Raw genomic sequence first — 17,410 nt, forward strand, 5'->3', positions numbered from 1 at the left:
CCCCCGGCGTATCGGGTTTTCGGCCGTCGGCGACCGGGCATCCCAATGGAGGAAGAGCATGATTCGATCATGGCCTGCGCGGCGAAACAGCGTTTCTTTCCTGCGGCCGGATTGCCTGATCATCCTGGCCCTGTGCTGTCTGTTGCTGGTCGCCACGGCCGCCCTGGCCCAGACCGACCCCCTGCCCGCCTGGAACGAGGGGCCGGCCAAACAGGCGATCCTGGCCTTCGTGCGCGCGACCACCGACCCGTCGAACCCGAGCTATGTCCGGCCCGAGGCGCGCATCGCCACCTTTGACCAGGACGGCACGACCTGGGTCGAGCAGCCCATGTACACGCCCATGCTCTACTGTCTGGCCCGGCTGCGCGAGCTGGCCAAGGACAAGCCGGAGCTGGCCGGGGCCGAACCCTTCAAGTCCCTGCTGTCCGGCGGTCTGGAGCGCCTGGCCGACGCGTCCACCGACGACATCGTCAAGCTCTACGCCGCGACCATGACCGGCATGACCGTGGAGGAACTCGGCAACCAGGTGCGCCGGTGGCTGGATACGGCCCGGGATGCCCGCTGGGGGCGGCCCTACACCGAGCTTGTCTACCAGCCCATGCTGGAAGTGATGCAACTCCTTCGCGCCCACGGCTATAAGACCTATTTCGTCACCGGCGGCGGCCAGGATTTTCTGCGCGCCTACGCCGAAAAGGTCTACGGCGTGCCGCCCGAACAGGTGGTGGGCACGCTCAACGCCACGAAATTCGGCTATGACGCCGCCGGCAAGGCGATCCTGACCGAAGAGCCAAAGCTGTTGCTCAATAACGTCGGCCCGGGCAAACCCCAGGGCATCCACCTCATGATCGGCCGCCATCCCCAGGCGGCCTTTGGCAATTCCGACGGGGACAAGGAAATGCTCGAATACGCCCAGGCCGGCGGCGGCGCGCGGCTGATGATGCTCGTGCGCCATGACGACGCCGAGCGGGAATACGCCTACGCCGCCCAGTCCAAGATCGGGACGTTCCCCGACTCCCTGCTGGCCGAAGCGGCCCAAAAAGGTTGGGTCGTCATCAGCATGAAACAGGATTGGAAGCGTATTTTTTCTTGGGAGTAGCGGGCAGCCCACGGCCGTTTCCCCTTTCTCCCTGCCCGTTTTGACACCGCGAAACGACAAACAATACGAGCTAAAACCAACGGGGTTACCGAGAAATCGGCAACCCCGTTTGCTTGTGAAAAAGCACAAGCGCCAACACGAGGGGAGGGCTTGCCCCACGCTCCCACCCGGAGCCATCCACTTTTTTATTGACATGAAAAATGATAAAAACTAAAAATCATCATTAAATTTTATTGCAGCACTTAGGGCCTTCCATCTCCCCCAAGGCTGACCCAATAGAGGACAACACCATGGGCCGAAAAAAAACCACCGCCTCCGACGCGGCGGCCATCAAACTGCAGATCATCGAGACCGCCGAAAATCTCTTTCGTCAGGTCGGCTACGCCAAGACCACCGTCACCGACATCGCCAAGGCGCTGGGGATGAGCCAGGCCAACATCTACCGCTATTTTCCCTCCAAAGCGGCCATCAATGAGGCTATCTGCGACCGGCTGGTGCATCAGATCGAAGCGCAATGCTGGGAATCCTTGGTGCAGGACGGCACGTCCACCGAACGCCTGAAGCGCTTCATCAAGGAATATCACCGCACGGTCAAAAACAGCATCATCAAGGAAAAGCGGTTGTACGACATGGTGGCCGTAGCCATGGACGAGCATTGGTCCGTCATCCAGGGCCACAGTGACCGCATCAAGGATTTATTCAAAATCATCATCGAGCAGGGCATGTCGTCGGGCGAATTCCGGCGCGTCCACAGCAACACCATGGCCAAGGCCCTGCATGGTTCCCTGGCGGTCTTCATCTATCCCTCGCTGCTCGAACACGAGATCAACGACGAGGACAACGACAACGGACAGGATCGCCTCGACGCCGATCTTGACCAACTCCTTGATCTACTCTTGCACGGCCTCTGCTCGGGCGAAAAATAGGTTTTCGCCGGCAACCCGCCATCAGGATGGTTTTATCATGTCCATGGAACACCCCTTCGCTTTGGCGAAACACGTCACACGGCAGTGCCGGGCACGGCTTTTCCTGGCGGCCCTGTGTCTGGGCCTTGCCGGTTGCCACGAAGCCGCGCCAAGTCCCCCTTTCCGGCCGGTGGTCAACACCATGCGCGTCACCCTGGACACGGCCACGGCCAGGCGCACCTACCCCGGCGTGGTCGTAGCCCGCCACGAGGTGCAGGAATCCTTCCGGGTTGGCGGACGCATCGAAAAGCGGCTGGTGGACGTCGGCGACCATGTCCGGGAAGGCCAGGTGCTGGCGACTTTGGACGAAAAGGATCTGCGCCTTTCGGTGGAGAGCGCCCAGGCCGAACTGCGGGCGGCCCTGTCCAACAAGGACCAGACCGCCAGCGACGACAAGCGCTATGCCACGCTGCTGTCCAAGCATGTGGTCAGCCAGTCCGAATACGATCTCAAGCATCTGGCCGCCGACGAGGCCCGTTCGCGGGTGGAGCGCGCCGAGAGCGCCCTCAAGCTGGCCATGAGCCAGCTGGGCTATGCCCGGCTCGTGGCCAGCACCGACGGCGTGGTCACCAAAACCAGCGCCGAGGCCGGCCAGGTCGTGCCCCAGGGGCAAAGCGTGGTCACCCTGGCCCGCAAGGGCGCGCTGGAAGTGCTGGTCGACATCCCCGAACGCCGGCTGCAGGACATCAAGGACACCCAGGCGGAAATCTCCCTGTGGGCCAATCATGACGCCCGCTTCCGGGCCGTGCTGCGCGAAACGTCCCCATCGGCCGATCCGGCCACCCGGACCTATGCCGTGCGCTACTCCCTGCCCGACGCCGACGCCGCCGTGCGCCTGGGCATGACGGCCACGCTGCACCTCTCCGAGGCCGCCGCCGCCCCGACCGCCCGCATCCCGGCCAGCGCCCTGCTCAACCAGGGCAGCGGCCCGGGCGTCTGGCGCGTCGACGTCCAAACCGGCCAGCTGACCCTGGTCCCGGTCACGGTGGACCACTACACCGAGGGCGAGGCCTATGTGCGAAGCGACCAGCTCGCCACCGGCGACGCCATCGTCACCACCGGCGTCCAAAAGCTCGACAAGGGGCTGACCGTTCGCCTGGCCGGCGCGGGAGCGGAGGACGTCCGGTGAAAGGCCTCAACCTGTCCGAGTGGGCCGTCACCCACCGTCCCCTGACCCTGTTCCTTATCATCCTGGTCTCCCTGGCCGGGACCTGGTCGTACCTCCATCTCGGCCGGGCCGAAGACCCGGATTTCACGGTCAAACAGATGATCATCGGCGCGGCCTGGCCCGGGGCCACGGCCGACGAGATGCAGCGTCTGGTGGCCGACCCCATCGAGAAAAAGCTTCAGGAAGTTCCCTACTTCGACAAGGTGCACACCTATTCGCGGCCAGGGGCCGTGGTCATGAAGCTGGAGATCCGGGAATCCACGCCCACGGCCGAGGTGCGGGAATGCTGGTATCAGGTCCGCAAACGGGTGGGGGACATCCGGTTCAACCTGCCCTCTGGCGTCCAGGGACCCTTTTTCAACGACGAGTTCGGCGACGTGGATTCGGTGCTGTATGTCCTGACCGGCCCGGACTTCACCATGCGCCAGCTCAAGGACGAGGCCGAAGCCATCCGGCAAGCCCTGTTGCGCGTGCCGTCGGTGACCAAGGTGCGGTTTTACGGCGAACAGACCGAATGCATCTTCGTGGAGATCAACAACGCCAAGCTGGCGACGCTGGGGATCGCGCCCCAGGCCGTCTTCGACTCCATCGCCAAGCAAAACGAAGTGACCCCGGCCGGCACCCTGGAAACGGCCGCCGACGCCGTCCATCTGCGCGTGGACGGCGCGCTCAAGGGCGTCGACGCCCTGGCGGAAGTGCCCGTCGCCAGTGACGGCAAGGTGTTTCGCCTGGGCGACATCGCCAGCTTCCACCGAGGCCCCCAGGACCCGCCGACCTTTGTCGCCCGCCATGAAGGCCAGCCGGCCATCGCCCTGGGCGTGGTCATGGCCAAGGGCGGCAACATCCTGGAACTGGGGCGCGACCTGGACGCCGCCATGGCGAACATCCGGGCGGACCTGCCTCTGGGCTTCGAGATCAGCCGGGTGGCCGACCAGCCGCAGGTCGTGGAAGAATCCGTTGACGAATTCCTGCGCTCCTTCATCGAAGCGCTGGTCATCGTGCTGGCCGTGAGTTTTCTGTCCCTGGGCTGGCGCACGGGCATCGTCGTAGCCCTGGCCGTGCCGCTGGTGCTGGCCATGGTCATGACCGTCATGAGCGCCCTGGGCATGAGCCTGGAGCGCATCTCCCTTGGCGCGCTCATCATCGCCCTGGGGCTTCTGGTCGACGACGCCATCATTTCCGTGGAAATGATGGTGGTCAAAATGGAGCAGGGCTATGACCGGGTTAAGGCCGCCACCTATGCCTGGACGGCCACGGCCTTTCCCATGCTCACCGGCACCCTGGTCACGGCGGCCGGTTTCCTGCCCGTGGGCTTCGCCAAGTCCTCTTCCGGCGAATACGCCGGCGGCATCTTCTGGGTGGTGGCCATCGCCCTGGTCGCCTCCTGGCTGGTGGCCGTGGTGTTCACGCCCTATCTTGGCCTCAAGCTGCTGCCGGATTTCCACCGACACGGCCATGAAGATCCAAAGGCCATTTATCGCACGCCCATCTATCTTTGGCTGCGCCGCCTCGTGGTCTGGTGCGTGAACCATCGAAAAACGGTCGTGTGCCTCACCTCCCTGCTCTTTGCCGCCTCCATCGTGGCGTTCTCCTTCGTCTCGCGCCAGTTCTTCCCCTCCTCTTCCCGGCCGGAGCTGTTGGTCGAAGTGCGGCTGCCGGCCGGGTCCGCATTCAAGACCACGGCCAAGGCCGTGGAAGCCCTGGAAAGGGTTTGCCAGGCGGACCGGGAGGTCAAGACCTCCACCAGCTACATCGGCTCGGGCGCGCCCCGGTGGTTTTTGCCCATGGCGCCGGAACTCCCGGACGTGAGCTATGGCATCATCGTGCTCAATACGGATGACGCCGCCTCCCGTGACCGCGTCAAGGCCCGCATCGAGGCTTTTGCCGCCCAGGGAGGACTGCCCGAGGCCAGGGTGCGCGTGACCACGCTCTTTTTGGGCCCGCCGGTGGGCTATCCCGTGCAGTTTCGGGTCATCGGCCCCGACGCCAAGCGGGTGCGGGAAATCGCCTATCAGGTCCGCGACGTCATGCGCGCCAATCCCCACACCACCGACGTCAACCTCGATTGGAACGAGCAGGCCAGGGCCATCCGGCTGGTGGTGGACCAGGACCGGGCCAGGGCCTTGGGGCTGACCCCCCAGGACATTGCCGAATCCCTGCAGGCGCTGCTTTCCGGCGTCACCATTACCCAGGTCCGCGACGGCATCGAACTGGTCAACGTCGTGGCCCGGGCCGTTCCCGAGGAACGGTTGCGGCCGGAAGTCCTGGCCGATTTGACCGTCAGCATCCGCAACGGCAAGATCATTCCCCTGTCCCAGGCGGCGCGGCTGGAATACGTCTATGAGGAACCCATTCTCTGGCGGCAAAACCGCGATTTGACCATCACGGTCCGGTCGGAAGTCGTGCAGGGCGTGCAGGCCCCGGACGTCACTATGCAGATCGCGCCCAAGCTCAAACCCATCGTTGACGCGCTGCCGCCGGGCTACCGCATCGAGACCGGCGGGGCTTACGAGGAAAGCGGCAAGGCCAACCAGTCCATAGCCAAATTACTGCCCATGGCCGCCGGAGTCATGCTCGTCTTGCTGATGTTCCAGGTGCAAAGCTTCCCGAGCCTGTTTCTGGTGCTGACCACAGCCCCCTTGGGCTTGATCGGCGCGGTCGGCGCCTTGTTGCTCTTTGACCAGCCCTTCGGTTTCGTGGCCATGCTCGGCGTCTTGGCCCTGGCCGGCATGATCATGCGCAACACGGTTATTCTGGTAGACCAGATCGGCAAGGACATCGCGGAAGGGATGGAGGCCGGGGAAGCCGTCATCGACGCGACCATCCGCCGGACGCGGCCGGTGGTGCTGACGGCCCTGGCCGCCATCCTGGCCATGATCCCCTTGTCGCGCAACATCTTCTGGGGCCCCATGGCCGTGGCCATCATGGGCGGACTCTTCGTGGCGACGGTGCTGACGCTGCTTTTCACGCCGGCCCTGTACGCCATGGTGTTTCGTATCGACAGGCCAGAAAAGCAACAAACCACTATGGGGAGCGGACGAATTGCGCAATAGACCGTACCGAACCCACTTGGCGTCAGACTCCCAGGATTTGCAGAGGCCCAGGGTTTTTGGGGCAGTTTCACTGTAAGCGGTCAATCAGGCCCTTCTTACGCCGCTTGAGTTTTGTGTCATGGTTTATTCCTACAGGAGGAAGACCATGGCCACATCAGCAGCAGAGGGATGTTCCGAGAAGGCGGCATACTGGACTGAACATATTGCGGCTTGGCACAAGAGCGGCCTGAGTCAAGGGGCATACTGCCGGCGGCATGGTCTTTCTCAAAGTTCCCTGAGCTATTGGCGGAAGCGTTTAGGGGCAACGGACGACGTGGGAGTCGCGTCTTTCGTCACCATCGTCCCCGTGCCGCTGCTCGCGTCGGCTCAAGCAGACATGGCAACCGTACCTGAACCGCTGCTGGTACATGTAGGTGACGGCTTTCGCATCGAGATCAGAGGCGACTTCGCCGCGCCGGTGCTGGAAAAGCTTGTCCGCACGCTGACACGGCTATGATGTCGCCGGTAAGCGGCGTCCGGGTTTACTTGGCTATGGGAGCCACAGACATGCGCAAGTTCATCGACGGGCTGTCCATCCTGGTCTCACGCCAGCTGCAACTCGATCCGTTCGCCGGTCACCTTTTTGGCTTTTGCAACCGCAGCCGGACGATCATCAAGCTGCTCTACTGGGATCGCAACGGCTTTTGTCTGTGGCACAAGCGTCTGGAGCAGCATGTGTTTCGCTGGCCAACCCGCGAGGCGGAGGTGCTGGCCATTGACTCCCGGCAACTCGCCTGGCTGCTTGACGGTCTCGATCCCCTGGCCGTGACGGGACACTCCCGCTTGGAGTATTCGACGCTCTTTTAGGCAGTATTGCCTTGATTAAATTGAATAATAGTGGGAAATTGTTCGGGCCGTGGACATCAATTCCCTCCCTGACGACCCTGGCGCACTGAAAGCTCTCATTGTCGACATGGCTGCCAGTCAGGCTGACCAGCAAGAGCACATCGTCCAACTTGAGCAGCGCCTTCAGCTCCTGAACCTGATCATTTACGGGCGAAAGTCCGAGAAAAAGCCCCGTACCGGCCAGGAGCAGCAGCTCTCCCTGTTCGACGAGGCCGAGCAGACTGCGGAGGAGCACAAACCGCAGACCTTCGTGGAGGCCTGCGCCCCGGCGAGCACCCGCCGCAAACGCGGCCGTCGCCCCATCCCTGCTGCTCTGCCCCGGGTAGAGATCATCCACGACCTGCCGGAATCGGAAGAGGCTTGCGCTTGCGGCGCGTGCCTGGTCCGCATCGGTGAGGAAGTCAGCGAAAAGCTCGACATCGTGCCGGCCAAAATCCAGGTCATCCGCCACATCCGGCCAAAATACGCCTGCCGGACCTGCGAAGGTGTGGAGGACGATGGGCCGACGGTGAAAACCGCGCCCATGCCGCCCCAAATCATCCCCCAGGGCATCGTGACCCCGGGCCTTTTGGCCCATGTCGCCGTTGCCAAGTATGCCGACACGCTGCCCCTGTACCGCCAGGAGGATCAGTTCGCTCGCCTGGGGCTGGACATCTCTCGGGGAACCCTGGCTGGCTGGATGATCCGCGTGGCCAAGGCCTGCGAGCCGCTCATCGACATGATCATCGCTGCAATTCGTTCCGGTCCCATCGTCAACATGGACGAAACCACGGTCCAGGTGCTTGCCGAACCAGGTCGGGCCAACACCACGAAATCCTTCATGTGGGTTGCCCGGGGCGGAACACCGGGAAAACCGGTCGTGCTCTTTCGCTATCATCCGAGCCGGGCCGGCAACGTGGCTGCGGAAATTCTGGGCGACTTCAAAGGCTATCTGCAGACCGACGGCTACAGCGGCTATGAGGCCCTGGGCGAACGGGAAGGCCTGCGCCATCTCGGCTGCTTGGCCCATGTCCGGCGCAAGTTCGTCGAGGTCGAGAAGTCCGCTGGCAAGAAGGCCAAAGGCAGCACGGCCCATGCCGTCCTCGATCTGATCGGCAAACTCTACGGCGTGGAGCACCAAGCCGAAAAGCAGCAGCTCAATCCAGAGCAGATCAAGGTCCTGCGAGCCGAAAAATCCAGGCCGATCCTGGACAAGCTTAAGGCGCTGCTCGATGCCCGCGCCTCCACCACCCCGCCTAAGAGTCTGCTCGGCAAGGCCATCGGCTATGCCCTCAAGCAGTGGGACCGGCTCGTCGTCTATCTGGAAGACGGCCGACTGCGTCCGGACAACAACCTGGCCGAAAACGCCATCCGTCCCTTTGCCGTGGGCCGCAAAAACTGGCTGTTCTCAGGCCATCCGCGCGGAGCCGACGCCTCGGCTATCATCTACTCCCTCATCGAAACGGCCAAAGCCAACGGGCTGGAGCCATACCGCTATCTGCGCCACCTCTTCGAGCACTTGCCGGCGGCAACCACTAACGCCCCACGCAAGGCCCTCCTGCCCCAGGACATCGATCCACAAAGCCTGATCATCCCGGCCTGACCTTCTGCCGCTGCCTGCTCACTCTGACAAGATGCGTCTTATTGAGCGCTTACGAGAATTCCAGTGCCTGCATCTTGTCATGAGGTGGCAAAAATCAACACTTACTGTGATCGACATCCAGTAATTGTTGAATAAACCATCCTAACCCGGGATCAGTGTCCATCAATTTATTCCAAATAAGGTACAAGCCAAAAGTGGGAAGTTCTACTGGAGCATCAACTATACGGGCACCAGAAAAGTCAGCCAAAATTTTAGCAACCTTTTCAGGAACTGAAGCAATCAAATTTGTTTTTGACGCTATACTAGCAGAAGTAAAAAAAGAATGAGACATCACGACAATTTTTCGACTTAGACCAAGCTTATTTAGGTAGTCATCGATAAAGCTTGAATTCACACCAGGGTGATATGTCCTAACGTGTCCAAAAGACACATAATCATCCAATGACAAAGCATCCCCTTTAAAGAAATTATTTTTGGACACCAAACAAACCATTTTTTCATCAAACAAAAGTTTATTCGAAAATCCTTGCGGGACGCTTGTTATCCAGAATGAACAATCAAGTTCATTTTTGCTAAGAAGTTCCATTGTGTAGTTATTGGTTTGAAAAAGATTAAAAGACAACCCTGGCCCTGACTCAATCATTTTTTGCATAATATTCGGCAAAAAATACATAGCCTCCATTTCAGAAGCAGATACTTTAAAGCATCTACGACTCTCTGCCGGATCGAACGTTCGAATACTGTCAAGATTCATTAGGGGTATTAACTGATTTTGCAGAGATTTAAGCAAGTTTAATGCGCAAGCAGTTAAGCGATATCCTTTTCTCCCACCAGACCCATCTCGCACCAACAGATCGTCACCGAAAATATTTCGGGCTTTCAAAAGGACTTTACTCATAGAGGACTGACTCACATCGGCCACTTCTGCAGCTCGCGACACATGTTTTTGTTCAAGCAAAACAAGCAAAAGAGGCAACAAATTCAAATCATAACCACAACTATTCCGCTGAATCATATAAACTATTCTCCTGAAGATATGGACACTTCTTACCCTACTCGCTAAAAGATACTGACGTAAAAAAAGCTTGATACACCTAAACGCAAAATAATTGCAAGCGTAAATTATTCTAGCAAAAGACACAATTCACACGTTTCCATTCTAAACATAGAATATTTAAATTTTGAACGCTAATAAAATGCATCGATTATTATCAAGCATCCACGACGGGTGTCACAAACTTCACCAGACACTATGTCTGCACAAGGGGGTCTACACAATGAACAACATTAAAATCGGAACGAGATTGATTACTTCATTTTTATTAATTTCACTGTTCACATGTATTGTTGGATATATTGGCTACAATGGAATCAAAGAAACTAAACTGTCTGCAGATAGTGTTACAAAAGTATTTTTACCGAGCATTGAAGCATTGGCACAAGTCAAATTCAATATGAGAAATGTAATACTAGCTCAACATATTTTATTAATAAAAGATATTTCAACTGAAAAAAGGAGTGTTCAGTATCAAAACATAGAAAAAGCCAGAAAACTATACAAAGAAGGAATTGTTACTTACGAAAAACTCCCACAAACATCCGATGAGAAAAATGCTTGGGACGATTTCAAAAGTTATCTCGAAAAAGCAACAGCAGCAAACATGAAAGGGTTTGAATTAATAAAGGAATGGGAAAACGACATTTCAAACGACGATAAATATAAATTAGCACTGAAACATATTGTATACGACACTCCAGAAACAAACCAAAAACTATTTGAATCGATCGAAACTGTTATAAACATTAATTCATTAAATTCCAAACTTGAACTTAAAAAAACTGACAGCCAGTACAATGATGTCTCAAAAGAGCTGGCGTTTGCCACCTCAATCTGCTCTATATCGGCCTTACTTCTCGGTCTTTTTTTAACAAAATCTATTATCAACCCAATAAAAAGAGGACTTATATTTGCTGAGCAAGTAAAGGACGGAAAATTCTCTGCACGTTTGGATCTAAAGCAAACTGACGAACTAGGCATTTTGGCTTCTAATCTAAATCAAGCTTTCGAAAAAGTAACTGAAAACATGTTTTGGTACGAAAACATTATAAATGCTATTCCATTTCCTGTTTCAGTTACTGACAACAATATGAAATGGACATTCCTAAACAAAGCAGTCGAAGACATTGCAAAAGTCAAGGCTTCGGAAATGCTTGGAAAAAAATGCAACAACTGGGGTGCCAATATTTGCAATACAGATGACTGCGGAGTTCGTTGTGCAGAACGAGGAAATGGTCAAGGTAGATCATATTTTACTCAGCCACAGTTTCCTGGCAAAGATTTTTTAGTTGATTGTTCATTCATTTACAACAACAAAAATGAAAAAATTGGCCACATCGAAGTCATTCAAGACATAACTGTAGCTAATGCGATTAAAAAACAAGCAGAACAAGCCCTAAAAGATGGAATAGTCCAAGCAGCTCAACAGCTTGAGTCAATTGTGGAAGTGATTACTTCAGCGTCCGAAGAACTTTCTGCTCAAATCGAACAATCTAGCCACGGGTCAGAAGAACAAGCTCAAAGTATTTCAGAAACAGCAACTGCTATGGAAGAAATGAACGCCACAGTCCTTGAAGTTGCTAAGAATGCTTCAAATGCTGCCGGTACTGCCGATCAAGCTAAAACTAAAGCTGAAGAAGGCGCCAAGATGGTCGGCCAAGTAGTTCATAGAATTGAACAAGTCCAAAACCAATCCCAAGAAATGAAAGTTGACATGGACAATCTGGGCAAGCAAGCCGAGGGAATCGGACAGATTCTTAATGTTATCTCTGACATTGCTGACCAGACCAACCTTCTGGCCCTCAATGCCGCCATTGAAGCGGCCCGGGCTGGTGACGCTGGACGAGGATTCGCAGTTGTCGCTGACGAGGTCAGGAAACTGGCCGAGAAGACCATGACCGCGACCAAGGAAGTAGGGAACGCGATCCGGGGCATCCAGGACGGTACCAAGAAGAACATTGAAAACGTGGAGCGCACCGGGAAAAATATCGAAGAGGTCACAAACCTTGCGACAAACTCCGGTGACGCCTTACGACAAATTGTCACGTTGGCTGAAAAAACTACAGATCAGGTTCGGTCTATTGCCACAGCGTCTGATCAACAATCAGCTACTAGCGAAGAAATTAATCGCAGCATTGAATCTGTTAATCGGATTTCAACCGAAACTGCTGACGCCATGCGTCAATCTGCTCAAGCCGTAGGCGAGTTGGCCAACCAAGCCCAGGTACTCAAACGTCTGATTGACGAGATGAAATCTGACGGCTCGGATACGCGTGCTATCTCGGCATCTAGCCTAAAAAAACTCGGGTAGTTCACCAACACAAATTCAAAATGAGGGATGGGCATAAGACCCAATGACCTATCCCTCAAAAAAAATCATGCCATACGAAAACATAAAAGCTATTTCAAACAGCATTATCGGCAAAGAACGCCCAGTTCCATTCGAGAAAAAAGCTTTACTTGCGATGTACTTCTCAGAACTTCTTTCGATGAGTTTTTACGAGATAGAACAGATACTCGAATCAATAACTCGAGAAATAATGTATCAAATTATATATTTTAACAACCAGTTCGTAGAAGATATCTACACAAAATTTTCTAAATCTCAAATCGAAGAAATAATGTTGGCTATTTTCAACTACATGGTCACTGCCAAAGAAGTTAACAGAAACTTGGATTTGCTTAATTCCGATGAAAAACTGACCATTGCTCAATAAACCTGAGCAAAACATGCAGTACACTGTGTCCCATCCTACATTGGTGATCCTCATGAAATCATTTAGTTGGCTGAAATTGGAAAGAAAATGTTTGCAGAACACTATGTCACTTTTCAGGCCTGGCCAGACCAATTCAACTGCCCCATCTACTGAAAATCAAAAGATGCAGCTTCCTGCATTTCAGATAAATAGGCCGTTTCAAGACAATAGACACCAAGCGGGGCTGAAAAATCGCAGGATCCTGCCATTGGACACGGGTGATTATGCTCCAAAATGTCATCTAGCCGGCCATCAGCTAAAAATCAAAAATTCCAGCAAACTGGACTTGTTAACTTCACTTACTTTTTCAGCTTTCTTCAAAGAGAACATATCAATCCCTTCCCTTGGGAGCTTTTGGGGATTGGGCTTCTCCTCGGACACCCCTCCCCCGCTCTCTACCGGACCATTCCTGGGCCTTTCCCACTCGTTCCCTTGTTGGGCTTCCCCTGGGCCAAAACCCCAGGAAATCACCGCGTACACCCAACGTCCGATTTCCATAGAGCTTTGTCTAGTCCGAAATTATATTGAACTGGACATAAGTCGAAAAAGACATGCTATTAATGCAGGAAGCTGCTTTTTGGCGCAACTTTGAAAATACCACTTTGGACTCGTACATGCAACGCCTTTTACTAAAACATTTGTCTTGAAAAAGTTTTGCAGCAGAGGCAAAAAACAGATATACTTCAAACTCCTATCAGTGTGCACCAAGTGACATGCGAGAGTCAATAGGCATTTTGCACTAAACTAAACGTCTTAGTTCAAGAATATCAACAACGTCAGGCTGCTTCATCGAAAAAACAGCACGGGCACTCATCCTGAAACCCGGAAACCTGACGGGGAGGAATCGATGAAAGAACCAACAGAAAGTTGCGATGATCAGTACTTAACTTTTACACTTGAAAAAGGGCTATACGCCCTAAGTATCAATCATGTAAGAGAAGTTCTTGAGTATGTGACAATTACTAAAATGCCGAGGACGCCGGACTATATCTGTGGCGTTATTAATTTAAGAGGTCACGCAGTCCCAGTAGTCGATCTCAAAGTAAAGTTCGGCCTTGGACAAACCGAAAAAACCATCAATACATGCATCATAATTACCGAAGTAAATTTTGAAGGTGACCAAACTGTGTTTGGAATTCTTTCTGATTCTGTCCGAGAAGTCTACGAAATGGATGAAGGACAAATCGAACCCCCGCCTAACATGGGTACTGCCATTCGAAAAGATTTTATAGTTGGGATGGGTCGATCAGATGATGTATTCATCATCATTTTAGATATTAACAAAGTCTTCAGTACGCAAGAACTTGCTAGCGTTCTTGATGCTGTCGGACAAGATAACCATTCCGCCATAGCTCTTTGATCTGATATTTAAGCTGATGCGTAGCATGCTGTTCTTAAATCGCAAAATTTGCAACAACGGAGGGCAAAATGCGAAATATTAAACTTGGGATGAAGATCGGCATTGGCTTTGGAATCCTCATATTAATTTCATGCTCTCTTGGGGTGATGGCCATATTCAATATGTCCACAGTCGAGCACAATGCAAAAAGGCTATCAGATGAGTATGTCCCTGAGGTAGCCATTGCCAACAACGTTGAACGCTCTTCGTTTATGACGATGTACGCATGGCGAGGATATAGTCTTTCAGAAGAAGAATCATTTCTCGAAGAAGGCAAAAAAGAACTTATTCAAGTTCAAAAGTATCTATCTGACGCGAAAGCACATGCCGACAAATACTCTGACTTGGTTAAATTACGCGAAAACGTTTCTTTAGCCCAAGGAAAAGTTAACGAGTATTCAAAGCTAGCAGACCAAACAGTTTCTTTAATCCAAGCTCTAGATAAAGACCGAAAAATTCTTAACGACTCGGCCACAAGCTACATTAAAAGCTCTAATGAATTTTTAAAAAGTCAAGAAGATTCACTGGCTAAAGATATAACCAGTGGAGTCTCCGCAGAAAAACTGAAAGAAAGATCGAGCAAAATTTCAAAGATCAACGACGTGATCGACCTCGGAAATGATACACGAATTTCTGTCTGGAAAGCCCAGGCACTCAGAGAACCCAAAGTTCTTGAAGGGGCGATGAGCAATTTTTCCAAAATCGAAGATTTGTTGTTCAAAATAAAAAACATCACTTTTGCTGAAAACAACCTGAAACAATTAGCCGCGATATCTGAATCTGCGCAAGCTTACAAATCTGCGATGACCGGTCTCTTGGCCAACTGGAATGAATTGCAAAAAATCAACGTTAAAAGGACAGAAATCGGCCAAGCAGTTTTAAGTGCTGCCGCTCAGACCTCCCTTGCAGGTATGGATCAAACCAGTGAAATTTCGAAGGAAGCAGTCACTAATCTTGGGACAGCATCTACTACAATGATTGTTGGACTTTCTATCGCACTCCTCCTTGGAATTATTGTTTCGGTAGTTTTGACAAAAGCCATTACGGGACCAGTCCAAAAGGGTGTTAAATTTGCAGAAGCAATGTCTAACGGTGATTTCACTAAAACTCTTGATATAGAACAAAAGGATGAAATTGGTATTTTGGCAGCATCCCTCAATACTATGGTTGTAAAATTGCGTGAAGTTGTTGCTGAAATCCAATCTGCCTCAGAAAATGTAGCCTCGGGTTCAGAAGAATTATCGGCTTCAGCTCAAAGTATGTCCCAAGGTGCTACTGAACAAGCAGCCAGCGTTGAAGAGATCTCTTCATCCATGGAGCAAATGTCTTCAAACATCAAGCAAAATGCTGAAAATGCACAGCAAACTCAATCAATCGCTGTAAAAGCAGCTCAAGACGCTCAAGAAGGTGGAAAAGCTGTCATTTCAGCTGTGACCGCCATGAAAAATATCGCTGAAAAAATTTCAATTATCGAAGAAATCGCTCGTCAGACCAACCTGTTAGCCCTAAACGCCGCTATCGAAGCCGCTAGAGCAGGTGAACACGGTAAAGGATTCGCAGTTGTCGCCGCAGAAGTCAGGAAACTGGCCGAGCGCAGTGGCAGTGCTGCATCCGAAATTTCTGACCTTTCGACCTCGAGTGTTCGAATTGCTGAGCAAGCTGGGGAAATGTTGACCAAGATGGTCCCAGACATCCAGCGGACAGCTGACCTTGTCCAGGAAATCGCTGCATCCAGTATGGAACAAAACTCTGGTGCAGACCAGATCAATAAAGCCATCACTCAACTTGATCAGGTTGTCCAACAGAACGCATCTGCTTCTGAGGAAATGGCTTCGACATCGGAAGAACTCTCAAGCCAAGCTGAACAACTCCAAAGCACAATTGAGTTCTTCCAAGTTGGTAACACAGGTAACAGACGGCGTTCAATGCCCAAAGCCTTGCCTACTGGTCGCCAACGGGTCGTTCACTCTGCCAGAAGACAAACATCTACCGCAAAAATCGATTTGGATATGGAAGATACTGACTTCGAAAAATTCTAGCAGGTTACGCAAGGAGGTGGGGACTGCCCCACCTCCTTGCAATGAGCACACAGATGAATCTTTGCCAAGCCATAGATACAAATAAACAACTTTTTGATATGATTCAGATGGTTGGGAATACACTTTTGGGAGAAACCAAAGACAGAACCCAGATCAACAAAAGTTTTTTAGCTATATATTTTATTAACCTAATAGTTCTTGAAGACAAAAGATTTCTTGAAGCATATAAGAACGCTGGCAAAGAAAACATACTAATATCATTGTACAATTCAGAAATTATTCTCGAAGAGGTGGAGCAAAATTTCCACGAAAACGATTTCTGTCAAATTGTCCGTCTACTTTCACATTTTCTGATAAATTTGGCGGCTAACACGCTAAACACAAAGACAACGCCTTCATAGCATGACTTAGGAGAGGAAACCACATGTCACAAGAAATTCTTCTCGAAACAGGAACTAATGAGTTCGAAATTTTAGAGTTTTTTATTTCGTCACAAATGTCCGAAGACCTACCAATTGAAACCAACTTGTTCGGAATTAACGTCGCTAAAGTAGTTGAAGTAATCGAAAGTCCTGGACTAGAAATAACTTACGACAATGTCAATCCTTGTTTCATGGGAGTCATCTCATTGCGGGGATCAATTTTGCCAATTCTAGATCTTTCAAAATGGCTTAAAATATCCCGCCAAAAGTCTAAAAATGAAATCATAATTGTCACGGAATTCAGCAAACAAACAGCTGGCTTCTTAGTATCTGGAGTGGTTGAAATACATCGGCTTGACTGGACTCAAGTCGAATTTCCTGACAAGCTTGTCGCATCTAACAAAGAAAACTGCGTAGTTGGCATAGTACAAATAGAACAAAAAATCATTCAGCTACTTGATCTAGAGTACATGATTTCTGATTTGACCGGCATTAATATTGAAACGAAACCTAGCTCCTTTGTTTCAGAGAATAAATTCCGGTCCTTGATAGCTGACGATTCAAAACTCATACGCGAAATGCTAAAAACGTCTCTAGAAGAAGCAAACTTCGAAGTACGCGAGTTTACTAACGGACTAGACTGTTGGAATTTTTTAAGCCAGATAGCCGCTGACCTTCAAGACAATTCTGACTCAAAATATACTGGTTACGATATCATCATAACAGATATTGAAATGCCTCAAATGGATGGTTTCACGCTTACAAAACAAATCAAACAACATGCAGTTTTGAAAAACATTCCTGTCTTGCTTTATTCATCTATCATCACTGAAGAATTATACCACAAAGGCCAATTCGTTGGCGCAGACGAGCAAATGTCAAAACCTGACCTGCACAAAGTTCCGCAGGTTTCTGTGAAATTAATTGAGCAATACCGCTCAAAGTGATTATATTGAGGCTAGCCAATAAGCTCAATACTTCAAAACAA

Annotated in this window: 14 protein-coding genes; 13 read left to right on the forward strand and 1 reads right to left on the reverse strand. The window is 51.9% G+C overall.

The genetic code is table 11. The annotated features are described in order from the left end of the window. Positions 1 to 58: 58 nt before the first annotated feature. The 7 genes from DMR_RS14285 (at position 59) to tnpC (ending at position 8,749) form a co-directional block, all read left to right on the forward strand. Positions 59 to 1,096: an HAD family hydrolase gene (locus DMR_RS14285; protein WP_015861627.1), complete on the forward strand. Its 1,038-nt coding sequence runs from the start codon at positions 59 to 61 to the stop codon at positions 1,094 to 1,096. Positions 1,097 to 1,386: 290 nt separating this feature from the next. Further along, positions 1,387 to 2,022, forward strand: a complete 636-nt coding sequence (locus tag DMR_RS14290) for a TetR/AcrR family transcriptional regulator (protein WP_015861628.1) — start codon at positions 1,387 to 1,389, stop codon at positions 2,020 to 2,022. A gap of 37 nt (positions 2,023 to 2,059) precedes the next feature. Continuing rightward, positions 2,060 to 3,190, forward strand: coding sequence for an efflux RND transporter periplasmic adaptor subunit (locus DMR_RS14295; protein ID WP_015861629.1), 1,131 nt, complete (start codon positions 2,060 to 2,062; stop codon positions 3,188 to 3,190). Further along, positions 3,187 to 6,282: an efflux RND transporter permease subunit gene (locus tag DMR_RS14300; protein WP_015861630.1), complete on the forward strand. Its 3,096-nt coding sequence runs from the start codon at positions 3,187 to 3,189 to the stop codon at positions 6,280 to 6,282. The genes DMR_RS14295 and DMR_RS14300 overlap by 4 nt, the downstream gene beginning before the upstream one ends. 145 nt (positions 6,283 to 6,427) lie before the next feature. Continuing rightward, entirely contained in the window at positions 6,428 to 6,778 is a 351-nt protein-coding gene (gene tnpA / locus DMR_RS14305; protein ID WP_015861631.1) for an IS66 family insertion sequence element accessory protein TnpA, read from the forward strand. Beyond that, on the forward strand, positions 6,778 to 7,128 hold the full coding sequence (gene tnpB / locus DMR_RS14310; protein ID WP_268741133.1) for an IS66 family insertion sequence element accessory protein TnpB: 351 nt from the start codon (positions 6,778 to 6,780) through the stop codon (positions 7,126 to 7,128). The genes tnpA and tnpB overlap by 1 nt, the downstream gene beginning before the upstream one ends. Positions 7,129 to 7,234: 106 nt before the next feature. Continuing rightward, positions 7,235 to 8,749 (forward strand): IS66 family transposase, encoded by a 1,515-nt coding sequence (gene tnpC / locus DMR_RS14315; RefSeq protein ID WP_232502935.1) that lies wholly within the window; start codon positions 7,235 to 7,237, stop codon positions 8,747 to 8,749. Between the two features lie 94 nt (positions 8,750 to 8,843). Here the strand turns inward: tnpC and DMR_RS23450 are convergent, their stop codons facing one another. Next, positions 8,844 to 9,764: a LysR family transcriptional regulator gene (locus tag DMR_RS23450; RefSeq protein WP_015861634.1), complete on the reverse strand. Its 921-nt coding sequence runs from the start codon at positions 9,762 to 9,764 to the stop codon at positions 8,844 to 8,846. 262 nt (positions 9,765 to 10,026) lie between these two features. On the opposite strand from DMR_RS23450, the gene DMR_RS23455 reads away from it, so the two are divergent. The 6 genes from DMR_RS23455 to DMR_RS14340 all read left to right on the forward strand — a co-directional run bounded on the left by DMR_RS23455 (position 10,027) and on the right by DMR_RS14340 (position 17,369). Next, on the forward strand, positions 10,027 to 12,117 hold the full coding sequence (locus DMR_RS23455; RefSeq protein ID WP_158304250.1) for a methyl-accepting chemotaxis protein: 2,091 nt from the start codon (positions 10,027 to 10,029) through the stop codon (positions 12,115 to 12,117). A 43-nt stretch (positions 12,118 to 12,160) separates the two neighbouring features. Next, a complete protein-coding gene (locus DMR_RS14325) occupies positions 12,161 to 12,523 on the forward strand; it encodes a hypothetical protein (protein ID WP_015861636.1) in 363 nt (120 codons plus the stop codon). Between the two features lie 886 nt (positions 12,524 to 13,409). Continuing rightward, a complete protein-coding gene (locus DMR_RS23460) occupies positions 13,410 to 13,922 on the forward strand; it encodes a chemotaxis protein CheW (protein ID WP_015861638.1) in 513 nt (170 codons plus the stop codon). Between the two features lie 68 nt (positions 13,923 to 13,990). Further along, positions 13,991 to 16,000 (forward strand): methyl-accepting chemotaxis protein, encoded by a 2,010-nt coding sequence (locus DMR_RS14330; RefSeq protein ID WP_015861639.1) that lies wholly within the window; start codon positions 13,991 to 13,993, stop codon positions 15,998 to 16,000. A 53-nt stretch (positions 16,001 to 16,053) separates the two neighbouring features. Continuing rightward, positions 16,054 to 16,401 (forward strand): hypothetical protein, encoded by a 348-nt coding sequence (locus tag DMR_RS14335; protein WP_148208442.1) that lies wholly within the window; start codon positions 16,054 to 16,056, stop codon positions 16,399 to 16,401. 23 nt (positions 16,402 to 16,424) lie between these two features. After that, positions 16,425 to 17,369 carry a chemotaxis protein gene (locus DMR_RS14340; RefSeq protein ID WP_015861641.1) on the forward strand — a complete coding sequence of 315 codons (945 nt, stop codon included), beginning with the start codon at positions 16,425 to 16,427 and terminating at the stop codon, positions 17,367 to 17,369. Positions 17,370 to 17,410: the final 41 nt, after the last annotated feature.

This window comes from Solidesulfovibrio magneticus RS-1 (assembly GCF_000010665.1).
Taxonomy (GTDB): Bacteria; Desulfobacterota; Desulfovibrionia; order Desulfovibrionales; family Desulfovibrionaceae; genus Solidesulfovibrio; species Solidesulfovibrio magneticus.

Excerpts from the sequence above, each read along its gene's own strand:
- DMR_RS14285 (WP_015861627.1), top strand. The coding sequence starts at position 59 with ATGATTCGATCATGGCCTGCGCGGCGAAACAGCGTTTCTTTCCTGCGG.
- DMR_RS14290 (WP_015861628.1), top strand. The coding sequence starts at position 1,387 with ATGGGCCGAAAAAAAACCACCGCCTCCGACGCGGCGGCCATCAAACTG.
- DMR_RS14295 (WP_015861629.1), top strand. The coding sequence starts at position 2,060 with ATGTCCATGGAACACCCCTTCGCTTTGGCGAAACACGTCACACGGCAG.
- tnpA (WP_015861631.1), top strand. The coding sequence starts at position 6,428 with ATGGCCACATCAGCAGCAGAGGGATGTTCCGAGAAGGCGGCATACTGG.
- tnpB (WP_268741133.1), top strand. The coding sequence starts at position 6,778 with ATGTCGCCGGTAAGCGGCGTCCGGGTTTACTTGGCTATGGGAGCCACA.
- tnpC (WP_232502935.1), top strand. The coding sequence starts at position 7,235 with ATGGCTGCCAGTCAGGCTGACCAGCAAGAGCACATCGTCCAACTTGAG.
- DMR_RS23450 (WP_015861634.1), bottom strand. The coding sequence starts at position 9,764 with ATGATTCAGCGGAATAGTTGTGGTTATGATTTGAATTTGTTGCCTCTT.
- DMR_RS23455 (WP_158304250.1), top strand. The coding sequence starts at position 10,027 with ATGAACAACATTAAAATCGGAACGAGATTGATTACTTCATTTTTATTA.
- DMR_RS14325 (WP_015861636.1), top strand. The coding sequence starts at position 12,161 with ATGACCTATCCCTCAAAAAAAATCATGCCATACGAAAACATAAAAGCT.
- DMR_RS23460 (WP_015861638.1), top strand. The coding sequence starts at position 13,410 with ATGAAAGAACCAACAGAAAGTTGCGATGATCAGTACTTAACTTTTACA.
- DMR_RS14330 (WP_015861639.1), top strand. The coding sequence starts at position 13,991 with ATGCGAAATATTAAACTTGGGATGAAGATCGGCATTGGCTTTGGAATC.
- DMR_RS14335 (WP_148208442.1), top strand. The coding sequence starts at position 16,054 with ATGAATCTTTGCCAAGCCATAGATACAAATAAACAACTTTTTGATATG.
- DMR_RS14340 (WP_015861641.1), top strand. The coding sequence starts at position 16,425 with ATGTCACAAGAAATTCTTCTCGAAACAGGAACTAATGAGTTCGAAATT.